General features: G+C 71.4%; 15 protein-coding genes. 8 read left to right on the forward strand and 7 right to left on the reverse strand.

Features of this window, described 5'->3' with window-relative positions; all coding sequences use genetic code 11:
- Nucleotides 1-156: 156 nt before the first annotated feature.
- The gene (locus Plo01_RS39020) at nt 157-645 is read right to left on the reverse strand and encodes an ATP-binding protein (RefSeq protein ID WP_239317924.1); all 489 of its coding nucleotides are present in this window, start codon (nt 643-645) and stop codon (nt 157-159) included.
- Nucleotides 646-659: 14 nt separating this feature from the next.
- Nucleotides 660-854: a hypothetical protein gene (locus tag Plo01_RS39025; protein WP_203895842.1), complete on the reverse strand. Its 195-nt coding sequence runs from the start codon at nt 852-854 to the stop codon at nt 660-662.
- A gap of 310 nt (nt 855-1,164) precedes the next feature.
- Here Plo01_RS39025 and Plo01_RS39030 point away from each other — a divergent pair, with 310 nt between their 5' ends.
- From Plo01_RS39030 to Plo01_RS39050, 5 genes are read left to right on the forward strand one after another with little or no spacing between them, the layout of a single operon-like run.
- Entirely contained in the window at nt 1,165-1,506 is a 342-nt protein-coding gene (locus Plo01_RS39030; RefSeq protein WP_203895843.1) for a response regulator, read from the forward strand.
- A gap of 4 nt (nt 1,507-1,510) precedes the next feature.
- The gene (locus Plo01_RS39035) at nt 1,511-1,885 is read left to right on the forward strand and encodes a response regulator transcription factor (protein WP_203895844.1); all 375 of its coding nucleotides are present in this window, start codon (nt 1,511-1,513) and stop codon (nt 1,883-1,885) included.
- Entirely contained in the window at nt 1,882-2,982 is a 1,101-nt protein-coding gene (locus Plo01_RS39040) for a HEAT repeat domain-containing protein (protein ID WP_203895845.1), read from the forward strand. The genes Plo01_RS39035 and Plo01_RS39040 overlap by 4 nt, the downstream gene beginning before the upstream one ends.
- On the forward strand, nt 2,979-4,586 hold the full coding sequence (locus Plo01_RS39045; RefSeq protein WP_203895846.1) for a glycosyltransferase family 2 protein: 1,608 nt from the start codon (nt 2,979-2,981) through the stop codon (nt 4,584-4,586). The genes Plo01_RS39040 and Plo01_RS39045 overlap by 4 nt, the downstream gene beginning before the upstream one ends.
- Entirely contained in the window at nt 4,583-6,613 is a 2,031-nt protein-coding gene (locus tag Plo01_RS39050; protein ID WP_203895847.1) for an ATP-binding protein, read from the forward strand. Before Plo01_RS39045 ends, Plo01_RS39050 begins: the two co-directional genes overlap by 4 nt.
- 49 nt (nt 6,614-6,662) lie before the next feature.
- On the opposite strand, the gene Plo01_RS39055 is transcribed toward Plo01_RS39050, so the two are convergent.
- From Plo01_RS39055 to Plo01_RS39075, 5 genes are all read right to left on the reverse strand, one after another.
- The gene (locus Plo01_RS39055; RefSeq protein ID WP_203895848.1) at nt 6,663-7,583 is read right to left on the reverse strand and encodes a matrixin family metalloprotease; all 921 of its coding nucleotides are present in this window, start codon (nt 7,581-7,583) and stop codon (nt 6,663-6,665) included.
- A 132-nt stretch (nt 7,584-7,715) separates the two neighbouring features.
- Nucleotides 7,716-9,230 carry a hypothetical protein gene (locus Plo01_RS41200; RefSeq protein ID WP_203895849.1) on the reverse strand — a complete coding sequence of 505 codons (1,515 nt, stop codon included), beginning with the start codon at nt 9,228-9,230 and terminating at the stop codon, nt 7,716-7,718.
- 410 nt (nt 9,231-9,640) lie between these two features.
- On the reverse strand, nt 9,641-9,886 hold the full coding sequence (locus Plo01_RS39065; protein WP_203895850.1) for a hypothetical protein: 246 nt from the start codon (nt 9,884-9,886) through the stop codon (nt 9,641-9,643).
- Between the two features lie 141 nt (nt 9,887-10,027).
- The gene (locus tag Plo01_RS39070; protein WP_203895851.1) at nt 10,028-10,750 is read right to left on the reverse strand and encodes a response regulator transcription factor; all 723 of its coding nucleotides are present in this window, start codon (nt 10,748-10,750) and stop codon (nt 10,028-10,030) included.
- A complete protein-coding gene (locus Plo01_RS39075) occupies nt 10,750-11,913 on the reverse strand; it encodes a sensor histidine kinase (protein ID WP_203895852.1) in 1,164 nt (387 codons plus the stop codon). Before Plo01_RS39075 ends, Plo01_RS39070 begins: the two co-directional genes overlap by 1 nt.
- Before the next feature lie 213 nt (nt 11,914-12,126).
- Between Plo01_RS39075 and gsmA the strand changes: the two genes are divergently transcribed.
- The 3 genes from gsmA to Plo01_RS39090 all read left to right on the forward strand — a co-directional run bounded on the left by gsmA (nt 12,127) and on the right by Plo01_RS39090 (nt 16,980).
- Entirely contained in the window at nt 12,127-12,765 is a 639-nt protein-coding gene (gene gsmA, locus Plo01_RS39080) for a sporangiospore maturation cell wall hydrolase GsmA (RefSeq protein ID WP_203895853.1), read from the forward strand.
- The gene (locus tag Plo01_RS39085; RefSeq protein WP_203895854.1) at nt 12,762-15,248 is read left to right on the forward strand and encodes a putative bifunctional diguanylate cyclase/phosphodiesterase; all 2,487 of its coding nucleotides are present in this window, start codon (nt 12,762-12,764) and stop codon (nt 15,246-15,248) included. Before gsmA ends, Plo01_RS39085 begins: the two co-directional genes overlap by 4 nt.
- A gap of 145 nt (nt 15,249-15,393) precedes the next feature.
- Complete coding sequence (locus Plo01_RS39090) at nt 15,394-16,980, forward strand: methyl-accepting chemotaxis protein (protein WP_203895855.1); 1,587 nt, start codon at nt 15,394-15,396, stop codon at nt 16,978-16,980.
- Nucleotides 16,981-16,992: the final 12 nt, after the last annotated feature.

Below are 16,992 nucleotides of genomic sequence, written 5' to 3' on the forward strand. Positions count from 1 at the left end.
AGTGTGAAAGCCAAGGCCAGTCGCCTTCCGACTCCCACGTTGCGCAGGCTGTGCATAAGGTTCCTCAAGATCGGTGAAGCCGCCTTCGAACGGCGTCAGAACAGGTCGGCGGGATCGGGTCGGCGGGATGGGGTGAGTCTCCGGAGGTGCGGCGGTTCAGATTCCGGCGCGGCGGGCCGCCGCCGGGCCGTCGCAGGGCAGCTCGAACCAGACGACCCGGCCCGACGAGCCGTCGCCGGACTGGCCCCAGCGCGTGGCGCACAGCTCGACGATCGCCAGGCCCCGGCCGCCGGGAAGCTGCTCGGTGTCCAGGTCGATCAGGTGCACCACCGGGGTCTCCAGGGAGGTGCCCTCGTCGCTTATCTCCACCCGCAGGACGGAGGCGCCGAGATACACGCTCACCTCGAAGAAGCCGCCGTTGCCGCTGTCGGTGTGCAGGACGGCGTTGCTGGCGAGCTCGGAGGTCAGCAGGACCGCGTCGTCGGCCGCGGCGCACTCGCCCACGGCGAGCGCGACGAAGCTGCGGGCGTGCTGCACCTGCTCGGGGATGCCCGCGAAACGACGGCGGGTCAGCAGGGCCATGGCCCCGTCACGGGAGCCCGGAGCCGCAGGCGCGACCCGGGTGCGGTGGGTTTCGTCAGGCATGGGTCGTCACGCATTCAGATGAGCGCGATGTCCTGCTCGACGGCGGTGGCCATCAAGTAGAGCTCGAACCACGTCTCGTCATCCACCGAGTCGGGGATCCAGGAGGAGCGGACTTTATGGCGCTCCTCTTCATATTGCAAAGCGAACATGCGCAATTCGCGCACCCAGCGGGGATCAACCCCCTGGACGATCGCGTCGAAACCCAGCATCGCTCGGTCTCCTCAATCCGTTGAGAAATCTGGTTGTCAGTCCCTTGACGTCAGCGATCCCCGCACGGTCCGGACGTCGCCGGACCCGAGCGATGAGTCGCCACTCCGACATTCGGCAGCGGGAGGACCTACTGAAGTTGCCGAGGAGGTGCTTTTCAGGAGCGATCTTCCGCGCGCGCCTGGCCGTCACTCAATGGATTCGGTTGGTAACATGCCGAAATGGGATATCCGGCTGGGGGTCCGGTTCCCGCACCGGGGGCGGTCCCGGCCGGGGGCGGAGATCGGATGGTGGGCGATGACGCATCCTCGCGTGCTCGTGATCGACGATGAGCAGGATGTCCTCGATCTCCTGACGCGGCACCTCGGCGGACTCGGGTGCCAGGTGCGGACCGCCAACACCGGCGAACTCGGGCTGAGCCTCGCCGTCAGGGACCCGCCGGACCTGGTCGTCCTCGACGTCAGGCTTCCCGGAGTCGACGGCCGGGAGGTGACGCGGGCCCTGCGGGCCGATCCGCGTACCCGCGACTGCCGGATCATCATCACATCCGTACTGGATATGGAGGATCTCGTCGATATTCACGCCGACGCCGTTCTTCCCAAGCCGTTCCGCCGCGCGGACGTAAAGAAAGCCGTGGACTCACTGTGGGGGTAGCACGATGGCCACCGTCCTCGTCGCGGAAGATGATTCCGACATCAGGGATCTCATCGTCTTCAAACTCGAGCAGACCGGGCACACCGTCATCGCGGTGGGCGACGGGTCGGCGGCACTGCGGCTGGCCCGCGAGCGAACCCCCGACATCGTGCTGCTCGACGTCATGATGCCCGGCATGTCGGGTATCGACGTCTGCCGGGAGCTGCGGCAGCACGCGGAGACCGCCGGCCTGCCGATCGTCCTGCTCACGGCCCGGGCCCAGGAGAGCGACGTCGCCAAGGGCCTGACCGCCGGGGCCGACGACTACATCGTCAAGCCCTTCAGCCCCAGGGTGCTGGCCGACCGCGTGCACTCCGTACTGGCCAGGGCGCGGGCTTGAGCGCCGCCCAGCTCGTCTCCCTCACGCTGGCCCTGCTGGCCGGCTCGGTGACGCTGCTCGGGCTGGTGATCGTCACTGGGCGGGCGCTGCACCGCCACCGTGACCGCCGCAACGCCCGGCTGTCGGCGGGCGTCCGGCCCTGGCTGCTGGAGCTCATCGGCGGCGACAGCGAGGAGGTCAACGAGCCGCTGCTCCAGCTGGCCGCGCTCGACCGGCGGGTCTGGCGGGCGGTCGAACCCGGCGCGATCTCGCTGCTCGGCAAGGTCAGCGGGAACGCCAGGACCGCGATGGTCCGCCTGCTGGAGCAGCGCGGACTCGCCCGCGACGCCCTGCGCAACCTGTCGAGCCTCAGCTCGGTACGGCGGGCCTCCGCAGCCCACGTGCTGGGGCTGCTGAGCCACGCCGAGGCCGCCTTCCCCCTGGTCCGCCTGCTGTCGGACCGCAACGCCGAGGTCCGGGCCACGGCCGTGCGGGCCCTGGGGCAGATCGGCACGGCCGGCGCCGCCGCCCCGATCATCGCCTCTCTGGCCCGCGGCGGGGTCCCCTTCCAGCTGGTGGCCCAGGCGCTGATCCGGCTCGGCCCGGGCGCCCGTCCCGCACTGGTGGAGGCGCTGTCCCACGACAATCCCGCGGAACGGGCCGTCGCCGTCGAGGTGCTCGGGCTCACCGGCGCCGTGGAGACCGCCCGAGCCCTGGTCGGGGTGCTGGCCGGGGACTCCTCGGACGACGTCCGGGTGCGCGCCGTCCGCGCGCTCGGCAGGCTGGGCACGCCCGTGTGCCTGGACGCGCTCATCCACGCCACCGGGCCCGCCCATCCGCAGGCCGTGCGGGTCGAGGCCGCGACCGCGCTGGGCGACCTCGGCTCTCCCCGGGCCGTGCCGGCGCTGCGCGAGCTCCTGGCCGACGCCCACTACCACGTCGCGCACAACGCCGCCCGCTCCCTGGCCCGCCTGGGCAGGCCCGCGGCGGCGGCCCTGACCGAGACGGTCGCCGAGCGGGCGGGCACGCCCGCCGCCGGCCACGCGTGGGAGGCCCTCGCCATCCAAGACCTCCAGGCCGGCCATCCGCCGAGGCTGCCGGCGCCCGTGCCGCGGTGAGCGCGGCCGCGGCCGTCGCGGACCTCCTCGCCGGTCTCGGAGCGCTGGACGTCCCGGGCGTCCTGGACGGGGCCGCGGGAACGGGGTGGAGCGCAGGCGGGACCCCGGCCGGGGCGGCGAGGGCCGGACAGAGCGCCGGCGGAGTCCTGGAGGTGATCCGGGAAGGCGTGCGATGGACGCTGATGCTGATCAGCGCCCTCGTCCTGGTCTACTCGGTGGCGATCAACACCAGCTACCTGCTGCTCATCTTCCTGGCGACCTGGGACGCCGTCCACAACCACCGGCGGCTGCCCTTCTTCAGCCAGGAGGACGTCTACGCCAACCCGCTGACCCCGCCGGTCAGCGTGATCATGCCCGCCTACAACGAGGAGGCGGGCATCGCCGAGGCCGTGCGCTCGATGTTGTCGATGCGCTATCCGACCTTCGAGGTCATCGTCGTCGACGACGGCTCCAAGGACGGGACGTTCGAGCGGCTGCGCGAGGAGCACAACCTGGTGGAGCTCCCCCGCGTGGTCCCCGACGACATCCCGATGCGCGGCACGGTGCTCTCGACGCACGTGCCCGCCAACGGCTCCACGCCGCTGCTGGTGATCCGCAAGACCAACAGCGGCCGCGCCGACGCGCTGAACGTGGGCATCAACTTCGCCCGGCACCCGCTGGTGTGCATGGTGGACGCCGACTCCCTGCTCGACCCCTCGGCCCTGCTGCTGGTGGCCAAGCCGTTCGCCGACGACCCGCTGAACGTGGTGGCCACCGGCGGGGTGGTGCGGATCGTCAACGACTGCGACGTCGTCGGCGGGCGGGTCACGCGGGTGCGCATGCCGCGCCGCTGGCTGGTGCGCATCCAGGTGATGGAGTACCTGCGGGCCTTCCTGCTGGGCCGCACCGGATGGTCGCGCATCGGCGGCCTGCTCATCATCTCCGGCGCGTTCGGGCTGTTCCGGCGGGAGGTGCTCGTCGAGGTCGGCGGCCTCGACCCCGACTCCATCGGCGAGGACGCCGAGCTGGTCACCCGCCTGCACCGGTACCTGCGCGAGTGCCGTCGCGCCTACCGGATCGTGTTCGTCTCCGAACCGGTCTCCTGGACCGAGGCGCCGTCCTCGACGGCCGTGCTGGCCCGGCAGCGGCGGCGCTGGTCGCGCGGGCTGGCCGAGCTGCTGTGGAAACACCGGTCGATGATCGCCAATCCCCGGTACGGGCGGATCGGGGTGCTGACCCTGCCGTACTTCGTCCTGTTCGAGCTGCTCGCGCCGGTGGTGAACCTGGGCGGGGTGGCCCTGGTCCCGATCGCGCTGTGGGCGGGCGCCATCAACGTGGACTTCGCCCTGGCGCTGCTGCTGGCCTCCTACGGCTACGCGGTCCTCGTCGGGTTCGTGGCGCTGGCCGTGGAGGAGTACGCCTTCCGCCGCTACAGCAGCTGGCGGGATCTGGGCGTCGCCGCGGCGGCGTCGATTGCCGAAAATTTCGGGTATCGCCAGTTCAACGCCTGGTGGGGACTACAGGGGATCTTTGCGGCGCTCCGCCGTACAAAGCAGGTCTGGGGGGTAATGACGCGAGAGGGGTTCTCCACCCCGGGCCGGCCCGCGGGAGGAAAAAAGGGATGAAGTGGTTGAACCGCAGCGTGGGAAGAGCCCTGCGGGGCACTTTCGTGCTGCTCGTCTCCCTCGTCCTGCTCTCGGGTGTCGTCGCCACAGTCGAGTCGGTACGGCAGGGCGACGCACTCGACCGCCTCATCGACCACAACCTGCCCCTCCGGCTGAACAACCTCAAGCTCCGCTCGACCATGGGGGACGCCACCCGGGGACTGCGCAACTACCTGCTCTACCAGAACCCCAAGACCACCTACCAGCAGGCCCGCGCCGCCTATCCGCCCTTCATGGAGGATCTGGACAGGCGCGCGGAGACCCCCGAGGAGCTCAAGCTGATCGGCGACCTGCGCACCAGGGTCTTCGACTGGTTCGGCTACGCCGCCCAGGCCGAGCAGGTGAGCCAGGGGGACCCGAAGGTCATGCAGTACGCCGAGGGCAGCCGCCTGCGCTACGAGGAAATCCTGCGCTCCAGCGACGCGCTGGAGGCCCACCTGGCCGCCAAGACCGCCGAGCTCGACCAGCAGGCCGCGCGCAACCGGTTCTGGGGACGGGTCATAGTGATCGCCTTCGCCGTGATCGCCGGGGCCATGGCGCTGCTCACCGCGATCCGCACCTACCGGGTGCTGGTGCCGCCGCTGGCCGCCATGGGCGACACCCTCGCGCGGCTGACGGCCGGAGAGCACGACGCGCGTTTCCCCGCGACGGGACCGACCGAGATCCAGCGGCTGGGCAACGCCATCAACACGCTGGCCGACGAGAGCGACCGGCTGCGCGCGACCGAGCGGGAGCGTTCCCGCCTGTCCAAGGTGGCGCACCAGACCGCGGCGCGCATCCGCCAGACCCTGGAGGCCGACGAGGTCATCCGCGAGGCGGTGACCGCCCTGGGCTCCAAGCTCCCCGCCGAGCGGGTGTTCGTCCAGCTCGTCCGCGAAGGCACCATCGGCCCGCCGGAGATGGAGTGGGTGGACGGCCGGGTGACCAAGGACGGCACCTCGTTCCCGCCGGTGCCCGCCGAGGAGCTGGAGCGGCTCTACCTGCAGGGCCTGACCCCGGTCGGATCGACCGGGGACCCTCCGCAGGACGTTCCCGAGGCCGCCGCCCGAGCGCTGCGGCAGCTCGGGGACATGCAGTTCCTCGTGGTCCCCTTCGGGGCGGGGCAGAAGGCGCTCGGCAGCATCCTGCTCGCCCGGGGCTCCGCCCGCGGGCCGTGGAACACCGACGAGATCGAGGCCGTCAAGGTCGTCGGCACCGACCTGGGGCGCGGGCTGGACCAGGCGAGCCTCTACCGCCGCGAGCGGGATCTGGTCAAAGAACTGCGGGCCCTGGACTCTGCCAAGACGGACTTCATGTCCACCGTCTCCCACGAGCTGCGCTCGCCGCTGACCAGCATCGCCGGCTACCTGGAGATCCTGCGCGACGAGGAGGCGGGTGACATCAACCCCGCCCAGGACCGCATGCTCGACGCCATCGACCGCAACACCACCCGGCTGCGGCTGCTCATCGAGGACCTGCTGACGCTGTCGCGCATCGAGGCGGGCGCCTTCCGCAGCCTCAAGCAGCGCACCGACGTGTGCGCGGTCATCGAGAACTCCGTCGAGTCCATGCGGCCGACCGCGGCCAAGGCCCAGGTCGAGCTGACCGTCGAGCACCCCGGCTGCCCGGTCCCCGTCGACGGGGATCCCAACCAGCTCGACCGCGCCATGGCCAACCTGCTGTCCAACGCCGTGAAGTTCACCCCCGCCGGGGGCAAGGTGCACGTCGGCGTCTCGGTGGAGGACGGCGACGCCGTGGTCGTCGTCTCCGACACCGGGATCGGCATCCCCGCCGAGGAGATGACCCGGCTGTCCACCCGGTTCTTCCGGGCCTCCAACGCCACCGAGCGGTCGATCCCGGGGACCGGGCTGGGGCTGTCCATCGTGCGCAGCATCGTCGCCAACCACTCGGGCACCTTCGACCTGCGTTCAGAGGAGAACAAGGGGACGACGGTGACCATGCGCATCAAGACGTCCGCGGACGCGCCCGAGGAGCCTCGCACGGGCTGAGCGGGCCGCTCGGCGCACGTCGTGCAAGTCCAGCGCACCCTGTACGGGCTCAGCGCACTCCGTACAGCTTCCGCATGGCGGCGTGGTCGCCCGCGCCCAGGGTGCGGACGACGGCGCAGGCCGGGATGGTGGAGGCCATGACCTGGCTGCCGTGCCGCGTCGGGGAGACGTGGTTGAGCCCGTAGGCGTGACCCCACTCGTGGACGAGCACCGAGCGCAGGTCGAAGGAGGAGGAGCAGCGGCTCGGCCGCTTGGTGAACCAGGCGTAGCGGGTGTTGATCGCGATGTCGGCGGAGACGACCTGCCCCGCGCGCGTCCACCAGGTGCACGTGACGGCGAGGGCGGTCGAGCTCATCCGCTTCCAGCCGACGACGCTGGCGCCGTCCTCCTTGCCGCAGCTGGTGCTCCGGGAGGTGGCGACGACGGCGGGCGCGCGCTTGGTGGTGCTCTGGTAGGCCTGGGTCACCTTGAACGGGCCGGGCAGGCGGCAGACGTTCTGCCCCGCGACCAGGGCCTGGGCCGAGGCCTTGATCTCGGTGAGCGCCGAGCGGCCGACCGCGGCGGGGGCCGCGGAGGGGTTGTAGGTCCAGCTGAGGCGTCCCTTGACGCGCCAGGTGGCCAGGGCGTAGGCGCGGTCGCGGCACTGGGCGGCCGCCGCGGTGGCGGCGGAGGCGCGGGAGCCCGCGGGGATGGCGGTCCTCTCACGCGTGGAGGCGCCCGATTCGATCCAGGAGGCCGTCCGCCCGCCGGGGTAGACCGCGTCCACGCTCACCATCAGGTCGGTTCCGGGGACCGCGACCGTCTCGTCCCCGTGGTCGGGGTCGGCGGCGGGAGCGGGTTCCGGGGCGGGGGCCGCGCCGGTGCGGGGAAGGGCCTCGTCCACGGTGGACGCCACCGACACCATGAGGGTGATGAAGGCGGCGAACAACGCCAACGCCACCGGCAGTATCCGGCCGATGTGACCCCTCACGCTGGAACTCCCTCGCCTGGCCCGCCAGGCGAAGGAGGTCGCCGGTCCGGGAAGGGGCCGCCCGGGCGGCGCTCCTCTCACGGACAATCGGCATAAAACGCGTAGAACTGAGGGAAATCGGGCTTACTGCGGTTAAGCGGAGGGGGTGAGTCCCGGCCCTGCGGGGTCCGCCGAGCCCGCGGGGGCGGCGTACGGCGGGCACTCGGCGGGCCGCTCGCGCTGCGGGGGGACGATCGGCGGGCCGGGGGGCGTCCCGGGCCGCGCGGAGAGGGGCTGCCGGGCCCCCGGCACGCGCTCCGGGCCCTCCCGGCGTTCCTGGCGGGCCCGCATGATGGCCCGGTCACGGCCCTCCCGCCTGGCGGCGGCCTCCTCCAGGGCCTGCCTCAGGGCCGCCTGCCGGGCCTCGGCCTCCTGGGCGCGGAGCCGCTGGACGTGCTCCGACCGGCGCCTCTCGGCCTCCCGCGCCTGGCGCATGGCGTCGGCGGCGGCCTGCTCGGCGCGCCGGTGCCGCTCGGTGTCGGGACGGGCCGTCAGCCGGTCCCGGACCTGACGTGCGATGTCCTTGGCCGCCTGCCGTCCCTCCGGGGTCGACTGGGCCCGCCGGGCGGCCAGTTCCTCCTGCATCCGGCGGTATCCGGCGCCGTCCTCGTCGACGGGGACGCTCATCCGGCGCCGCAGGGATCGCAGCCACGAGCCGATGCGGTAGCGGACCACTCCCGCGACGTCTCTGACGGAGGCGACCTGTTCGGTCAGGAGCTCAACCGCCTCTCCGGGAGGGATATATCTCAACAAAAGCCCCACTAGATGCTCGAGTGAGGCCAGCGCCCGGACGTTCGGGATCTCCGTACCCGGCGGGACCAGGCCCGTCCGCTGCATCCGCCATCTCGGCAGACACTCTGCCAGCACATTCCGGGCCTCCTGGATGTCGCTATAGCGCGCTTTCTTCCACCAGGTGCCCTGCTGGAGCGCGCCCCGGCCTCCTCTCCGGACCGATCGTGGCGGGGGAGGGGTAGGGCCCTCCCTATAGAAGGGGGACGTGTGAACTCTGCCTGAGCCGGAGCAAGTGATCTTCTCCGGATCGAGTGCTCCGCCGTACTGCACGACGACGCACTGCGCGAGCGCGGCGTGCAGCCGGCCCAGGCCCGCCTCGGCCGACCCGGGCTTCCTGTCCTGCCGCCGGGGAATGCGGCCCGGCGGCGCGTCCACGACGTCGGCGACGGCCCGGGCGAGGTTCCTGGGCAGGTCGTCGGGGAGCCCCACGATGTCCATGCACAGCTGGTAGAGGGCCGGGCGGCCGGGCGCGGCGCCGTACACCCGGCGCACCCAGCCGATGTCCATCAGGCGGCCCAGGTCCTTCCACCCGGTCCGCGCGCTCAGCCCGTAGTAGGAGGTGTAGGCGCGCATGACGCGCGGCATGTCTTTGATCTTCCCGTTCTCGTCCGCGTGGTAGGCGAGGTGGCGCGCCATCCGCCACGCGCACGGGTCGGCGATCTCGCCGCGCCACCGGAGCAGGGAGCAGACGCGGAACCAGGTGCGGGTGGGAACGGCCGGCAGTCGATGGGGGGCCTCGTAGCAGGGGGTGCGGCCGTGACGGACGGCGGCGCGGGAAGGCTCGCGGCGGGGTCGGCGGCGCTCGGCGCGGTCCACGCGCTCGACGGGTGCGCGGCGCTCGGGCCGGGGCCCGCCGCTGGGGGGAAGCGTGTCTATGGAGTTGTCACCGTTTACACGGGCTGTGCCGTTCGCGCCCAATTGCGACACGCCAGTTTTGGGCATTGCTGGCAGAGCCCGGGAGTCATCGTTTATCCTGGCTCCAGGCATGTAGACATGCATGTAGGCATGTGGTTAAGGGGACACGCGGCACGGTGTAGGAGGTGGAGACTCCGTAGCACCGAGCTAAATGTCCGGGTTTGAAGGTCCTCGCGCACTGCTTGGCGGCTTACGGCGCGGGGGCCTTGCTTTTTTATCGTTCAGCAACGCGCTGTGATCAGCCGGTCACATTGTTCTCCCTCTGAGGGTCTAGGGGAAGCCAAATCCAGGTTTTCGCCCAGGCCAATGTGCTACGCCGCCTCCGTTTTGTCGGGAAGCGGAAGCTTCTCCTTCCGGTACGCCTGCGGCACCGGCAGCGGCTGACCGCTATGTGCTGCTTCGAGCAGATCGACCAAATAGTCGTTCAGATGGCGATAACCGGCGGCGGCGGCCGCCGCCTCCAGGGTGAGCCGCAGGGGTCTGGGCGGCCGGACCATCGTCGGCACCCGATCACCCTTGTGTGGCTGTGGCAATCCGAACCCCTCCTCCTGCACCACATGTGTCACGCCAGTTCTAGCGGAAACTGATACTGCGGGCGAGCACCTTCCGCGAATTCCTTCTGGCGTGTCGCGGCGGAGAACCGGACGCGGGCGGGGTCCATCGGCCGGCCCGGCAGGTCGGCGAGGCGTGCGAGGAGGTCAGCGGCGCCGGGAGGACACGGCCTCACGTCCGTCCTGGCGCTGGACCGGGGGGCGGTAGCGGTATCCCACACCGCGCACCGCTTCGATGGGCGAGTTGGCCAGGTCGCCGCCGATGCGGCGGCGCAGGCGCAGGATCGCGAACTTCACCCGCTCCGGGCTCAGGCCGGTCGGATCGTCCCAGACCAGGGAGAGCAGCTGGGTGGAGCTCAGGACGTTCCCGGCGTGCCGGACGAGCGTGTTGAGCAGCCGGAACTCGGTGGGCGTCAGGTGGACGTCCTGGCCCTCGACGAAGACGGTCCTGGTCGCCGGCTCCACCCGCACGACCCCGTCGTCGTAGACGTCCTCGGCCCACGACGCCGCGCCGGCGCGGCGCAGCAGCGCCTCCACCCGGGCGGTGAGCTCGGCCCGGGAGAAGGGCTTGACGAGGTAGTCGTCGGCCCCGGCCCGCAGGCCCCGCACCTTCTCGCGCTCCTGACCCCGGCCGGTGAGGATGAGGATCGGCAGGTCGCTGATGTCGCGGACGCGTTCCAGCACCTGCCAGCCGTCCATGACGGGCAGGCCGATGTCGAGGATCAGCACGTCCGGCTTGTGCTCGTGCAGCAGCCGCAGGCCGCTGCGGCCGTCCGTCGCCGGGACCACCTCGTGTCCGCCGTGGCTGAGAAGCACTTGGATGACCGCGAGTGTGTCGGCGTCGTCCTCGATGACCAGCAGCTTGCTCATCATCCGTCCTCTCCGCGGTCGCGGGCCGGCTCCCAGGGCAGTTCCACTCTGATCACCGACCCGCCCGTCCCCTCGTCGGTGATGTGGAGCGTGCCGTCGTGCATGCCGGCGATGGCGCGGGCCATGCCGATCCTCGGCCAGGAGTCCTCCCTGGTCACGGGTTCGCGGCGACCGGCCGTCAAGGGAGGTGGCGGCTCCCCGCCCCGGTCGGCCGCCTCTCCGCCCTGAGCGGCCGGCGCCCCGTCCTGACCGGCAGGAGCGCCCGCGCCCTCGCCCGCGCCCTCGCTGGCCAGGCAGGCGATCTCGATCTGCCAGCCGTCGACCGTGGGGCGCGCCTCGACGTCGACGGTGTCCCCCGGGGCGGACCGGGTGATCGCCGTCGTCAGCAGGATGTCGAGCATGCGGCGGATGCGGATCGAGTTGCAGGCCAGCGCCGGGCCGGGGCGGGCGTGGAACCGCATGGTGATCCCGGCGTGGACGGCTCCGGGCCGGAACTGGCCGACGATGTCGCGCACCAGCTCCATCGGGTCCACCCGTTCCCGCCGCAGCTCCAGCTCGGGCGAGGAGGGGTCGACCAGCAGCGGCAGGTCGTTGAGGAGCTCGGACAGGCGCATGGCGTTGCGCTCGATGACCTTGACGAACTCGCGCTGGTCGGTGGTGAGCGGCCCGGTGTCCGGATCCGCCAGCAGGCCCGCGTAGGCGAGGATCGGTGTGATCGGCGTGGCCAGGTCGTGGATGACGGTGGCGATGAACTCCGTCTTCGCGGTGGCCAGCGCGGTGTCGCGGGAGAGCGGGCCGGTGTGCGCCTCGGCGTCCCGGCGCCAGGTCACGTCCAGAGTGGCCGCCAGGCAGGCCAGAGCCTCGGGGACGCCGTGGCTGTTGTATCCGTCCCGCAGGGTCACCGCGAGCAGCCGGCCAGGCCCGGCCGGCCACAGCAGCTCCCCGCCGGAGGGCGGAGTGGAGTCGGCCGGGCGCAGTTCGGCCTGGAGCACGCCAGGAACGCTGCGCAGCCCGGCGACCAGTGTCGACTCGGTGCGCGCGCCGTCGGAGTCGCTGCCGCCGCGCAGCCGTTCACTGAGAAGGCCGAGGATCGCCTGCGTCGTGTTCGCCGGGTCAGGCAGGTACGAGGCGGTCTGATCAAGGCGATCACCGCTATTCAGCATGCTGCCCCCCATATATCCCCCCGTGCGCGAGGCCCTCCCCAGAACCCCCGAGGATCGTCACATATAGCGATTCACCCCAAACTGAACGTTATCAACCCTGTTCATGTGGTTGTGACTGAGGCTTTCATTTGCCATTGCGTCCGGGGCAACGGTTCTGCACCCGGGAAGCAACCGGTAGTGCATCTTTCATCACTCAGCGTTCATCCTGTGCCCGTGCTGACCCCGCGGCGTGCGCTGACCTCCCTGATCATCATCGGCGCCGCGATCTCCTCCTGCCCGCCCGCGGTCGCCGGACCGCTCGGCGGTACCGCGCATGCGGTGACAGGGGCCGGGTCGGCGCCTTCCACGACATCCCTCGCCGCGGGATCCGCCTCCTCCGCGGTGGCGGCGGCGTTCCTCCGGCAGGCCGGGCTCGCCGCCCGCCGCAGCCAGCGCGCGACGAGAGTGCCCGCATCGGTGACCCTCGCCCAGGCGATCCTGGAGTCGGGGTGGGGCCAGAGCAGACTGGCCGTCATCGACCGCAACTACTTCGGCATCAAGTGCTCCCCCACGGGGGACTACGGCCCCTACGCGACGGGCTGCCACCGCCACCCGACCACGGAGTGCGACTCCCGCCGCTGCCGCCGGACCACCGCGCTGTTCCGGGCCTACCGCTCCCCCGTCGACTCCTTCAAGGACCACGGCCGCTTCCTGGCCTCCAGCGCCCGTTACCGCGCGGCGTTCGCGCACACCGCCGACCCCGACCGGTTCGCCCGGAAGATCGCCAAGGCCGGGTACGCCACCGATCCCGGCTACCCCGCCAAACTCATCAAGCTGATGCGCACCTACGACCTGTACCGGTACGACCGATGATCCGCGCCGACCGGGAGAAGACGGCGCAGCCGGCCGCCTCGCGCCCTCCGCGCGGCAGGCGGCGCCGACAGGGGCGGGAGCCCGCCCGGCACCGTCTCTGGCTCTGGTTCCTGCTGTCCGGCCTGCTGGTGAGCGTCGCCGGGCTGTTCGCGCCGGGCGACACCGGCGTGATCTCCCGGACGGCCGTGGAGGTCGTCGCGGTGATCGTGATGATCGTCGGCATCCGCGTGAACCGGCCGGCCGTGCCGGGGGCGTGGCGGCTGCTGGCCGCGGGCGTGGGCGCCTGGGTGGCCGCCGACCTGGTCTGGGCCGTCTGGTACTTCACCGCCGACGGCGGGCAGGTCCCGCCGTGGGTCGACCTGACCTACCTGGTGGCGTACCCGCCGCTGATCGCCGGTCTGGCGAAGCTGCCCGGCAACTCGATCCGCGCCAGGAACGTCGCCGTGATGGCGGACGCGATGGTCGTCGTGCTGGGCGTGGCCTTCGTGTACTGGACGATGACGTTCAACCCCTACGGCGGCTTCCGGACGCTGTCGGGCCGGGAGATGCTCCTGGCCTCGACCTACCCCATCGCCGACGTGACCGTGCAGTTCATGGCGCTGCGGCTGTGGTTCGCCCACGGCCTGCGCAACCGCTCCTACGCCCTGCTCAGCCTCGGCTTCGCGGGCATGGCCTTCGGCGACATGACCTACGCCATGATGATCCAGCGCGATGAGGCGTGGAACTACGGCCTGCTGGGCAACGCGGGCTGGCTGGTGTGGCTCGTCCTGGCCGGGGCCGCGGCGCTGCACCCCTCGGCGGCCCGGGCCGTGAGGATCCCCGCGCTCCGCCTGACCACCACGCGGAGCCTGGTCTTCCTGGTGATGGCCTGCGCGGGACCGTTCTCCATGGCGATCAACCTGGAGCCGGGCGCGGCGGTGCAGCCCTCGGACCTCGTGGTGCCGCTGGCCATCTTCGCCGCCCTGATGACGTTCCTGGTCATCCGGCTGATCACCAACACCAACGTGGCCCACCGCCGCGCCCGGCTCCTGAACGAGCAGGCCGCCGACCTCTCCCGCGCCCTGGACGAGCAGCAGGCGCTGCAGCAGATGCTCAGCTACCGGGCCATGCACGACCACCTGACCGGGCTGGCGAACCGGGCGCTCTTCCAGGACCGCCTGGAGCAGGCGACGGCCCGGCGCGCCGGCCAGGCCAGGCACGCCCTCCTCCTGCTCGACCTCGACGGCTTCAAGATCGTCAACGACTCCTACGGCCACCCGGCCGGCGACCAGCTGCTCATCCAGGCCGGCCAGCGGCTGCGGGGAATCCTCCGCGAGGCCGACACCCTGGCCCGGCTCGGCGGCGACGAGTTCGCCATCCTCCTGGAGGAGGTGAGCGCCGACGAGGCGGCCGAGGTGTCCGAGCGGGTGGTCGAGGTGATGGGCCAGCCCTTCGTCGTGGGCGACAACTCCTTCCACGTCACCGCCAGCGTGGGCCTGTACATGATCGCCGAGGCGGTCGAGGCGCAGGACGTCCTGCGTGACGCCGATCTGGCCCTGTACGCGGCCAAGGCGGCGGGCAAGAACCAGATCAGCGTGTTCCACCCGGGGCTGCGCGTGGAGCAGCTCGACCAGGCCAGGATCACCGAGGGCCTGCGCCGCGCCCTGGCGCGCGAGGAGTTCGTCCTGAACTACCAGCCGGTCGTGGACCTGGCCACCGGCCGGATCCAGGCCGTCGAGGCGCTGCTGCGCTGGTGGTCGCCCGAGGGGATCATGCCGCCGGACAGGTTCATCCCCGCGGCCGAGGAGAGCGGGCTGATCGTGCCGATCGGCGTGTACGCGCTCCGCCGCGCCTGCGCCGACGCGGCCCGCTGGTACGAGCGGTACGGCATCGCCGTCACCGTCAACGTCTCCGGCCGCCAGGTGCACCGGCCCGAGTTCGTCTCCACGGTGCTGGACGCGATGCGGGAGAGCGGGCTGCCGGGCGAGGCGCTCATCCTGGAGATCACCGAGACCGCGCTGCTGGCCCCCGGCAAGGACGACATGGCCCGGGTCATCGGATACCTGTCGGAACTGCGCGGGCACGGCGTGCGGGTCGCCATCGACGACTTCGGCACGGGCTACTCCTCCCTGGCCTATCTGCAGCACCTGCCGGTGGACGTGGTCAAGATCGACGGAGCCTTCACCACGCTCGGCTCCGGGACCGACACCGCCTCCCGTCAGCGGCACGCCTTCACCCAGGCGATCCTGAACCTCTGCGAGGTCCTGAACCTGCCCGCCATCGCGGAGAAGGTGGAGACCAGCGAGCAGAAGGGGTTCCTGCGGGACATGCAGTGCCCGCTGGGCCAGGGATATCTCTTCAGCAAGCCGGTGCCGGCCGGCGACCTGGACCTCCTCCTGGCCGACGCCGCCGCCGAGGCCGGGTCGGACGCCCTCGCGGGCCCCGCCGGGACCGGTCTGTACCCGCACCCGGCGCCCGTGGAGGGCGAGAAGCTCGCCGGCTGACGGGGCCGTGAGACCGTCCGGAAAAAACATGTAAAACCAGCCTGTTAACCATGATTTTCCTCTCAGTTTCCCGGAACCCCCGCCGATGAACATGGTGATCACGTGTACCGAAAAGGTCGGTCCGGTGGCGGTCTGAGGAGTAGCGGTGGAAGTCAACGGGGCCTGGCGGCTGCTTGCCGACCGCGGCATCATGACGAAGGTCTTCATTCCGGTGACGGTGCTGGGGCTGACCGCGGTGGTCACCGGCTCCGTGGCGCTGTCGAAGATGGACACGTTGCAGGAGGAGCACAACCTGCAGCTGGAGCACTCCGTCCCGTTCATCACCGGCCTGCAGGACGCGGCGGTGGCGGCCAAGGCGGCCGCCAACGACGAGCGCGGGTTCCTGCTGACCGGTGACGCCGCGTTCAGCGACGAGGTCTCCAAGCGGTTCACCGTGATCGACGACGCGCTGGAGCAGGCACGCGGCGCCGCCGTCTCCCCGGAGCAGAACACCCAGGTGGACGAGATCGCCGACGGCATCGACGCCTGGCAGGACGCCCTGTCGGCCGAGTTCACCCTCTACGCCACCGACAAGGCCACCGCGACCGAGAACGCCCTGGGCCCCAACCGCGACCTGCGCAAGGCCTACGAGGAGAAGCTGGACGCGGCCATGGAGGAGGCGACCGGCGCGCTCGCCGCCAGCGCCTCCTTCAACGAGACCGTCAGCTCCGCCCGCTTCGTCGTCACCCTCATCCTGATCCTCGGCATGCTCTGGGGCGTCCTCAGCGCGCTGATCGTCGCCAAGGTGATCACCGGCCCGCTCCGCTCGGTGGTCGGCGTGCTCAAGCAGGTCGCCAGGGGCGACCTGACCGGCCGGGCGCAGGTGCGCTGCAGGGACGAGATCGGCGAGATGGCCGGGGCGCTGAACGAGGCGATCGACGCCATGCGCGGAGCGCTGCGCACCATCGACAGCTCGTCGGACTCCCTGGCCAGCGCCTCGGAGGAACTGACCGCCACCAGCACCCAGATCGCCGCCAGCGCCGAGGAGACGAGCGTGCAGGCCGGTGTGGTCACCGCCGCCGCCGACGAGGTCTCCCGCAACGTGGAGACGGTCGCCGCCGGCGCCGAGGAGATGGGCGCGGCGATCCGGGAGATCGCGCACAGCGCCAGCGAGGCGGCCAAGGTGGCCGCTCAGGCGGTGGCGGCGGCGCAGTCGACCAACGAGATCGTCGGCAAGCTGGGCACCTCCAGCGCCGAGATCGGCTCGGTGATCAAGACCATCACCTCGATCGCCGAGCAGACCAACCTGCTGGCCCTCAACGCCACCATCGAGGCCGCCCGCGCCGGCGACGCCGGCAAGGGCTTCGCGGTGGTCGCCGGCGAGGTCAAGGACCTGGCCCAGGAGACCGCCAAGGCCACCGAGGACATCGCCCGCCGGGTGGAGGCCATCCAGAACGACACCGGGGGCGCGGTGGAGGCCATCGCGGAGATCAGCCAGATCATCGCGCGGATCAACGACTACCAGCTGACCATCGCCTCGGCGGTGGAGGAGCAGACCGCCACCACCAACGAGATGAACCGCAGCGTCGCGGAGGCGGCGGCGGGCTCCGGCCAGATCGCCGGCAACATCTCCTCGGTGGCCCACGCCGCCCAGACGACCAGCGGGAGCGTCGTCGACACCCAGCGCGCGGCCGAGGAACTCGCCCGCATGTCCACCGAGCTGCGGGCCGTGGTCGGACGCTTCTCCGTCTGATCCGCCCAGGCT

Origin of the sequence: Planobispora longispora (assembly GCF_016863135.1) — a bacterium.
GTDB classification, from domain to species: Bacteria; Actinomycetota; Actinomycetes; order Streptosporangiales; family Streptosporangiaceae; genus Planobispora; species Planobispora longispora.

Bases quoted from the DNA above. Each gene is read 5' to 3' on its own strand.
- Plo01_RS39020 (WP_239317924.1), bottom strand. From the start codon at position 645: ATGCCTGACGAAACCCACCGCACCCGGGTCGCGCCTGCGGCTCCGGGC.
- Plo01_RS39025 (WP_203895842.1), bottom strand. From the start codon at position 854: ATGCTGGGTTTCGACGCGATCGTCCAGGGGGTTGATCCCCGCTGGGTG.
- Plo01_RS39035 (WP_203895844.1), top strand. From the start codon at position 1,511: ATGGCCACCGTCCTCGTCGCGGAAGATGATTCCGACATCAGGGATCTC.
- Plo01_RS39050 (WP_203895847.1), top strand. From the start codon at position 4,583: ATGAAGTGGTTGAACCGCAGCGTGGGAAGAGCCCTGCGGGGCACTTTC.
- Plo01_RS39070 (WP_203895851.1), bottom strand. From the start codon at position 10,750: ATGAGCAAGCTGCTGGTCATCGAGGACGACGCCGACACACTCGCGGTC.
- Plo01_RS39075 (WP_203895852.1), bottom strand. From the start codon at position 11,913: ATGCTGAATAGCGGTGATCGCCTTGATCAGACCGCCTCGTACCTGCCT.
- Plo01_RS39085 (WP_203895854.1), top strand. From the start codon at position 12,762: ATGATCCGCGCCGACCGGGAGAAGACGGCGCAGCCGGCCGCCTCGCGC.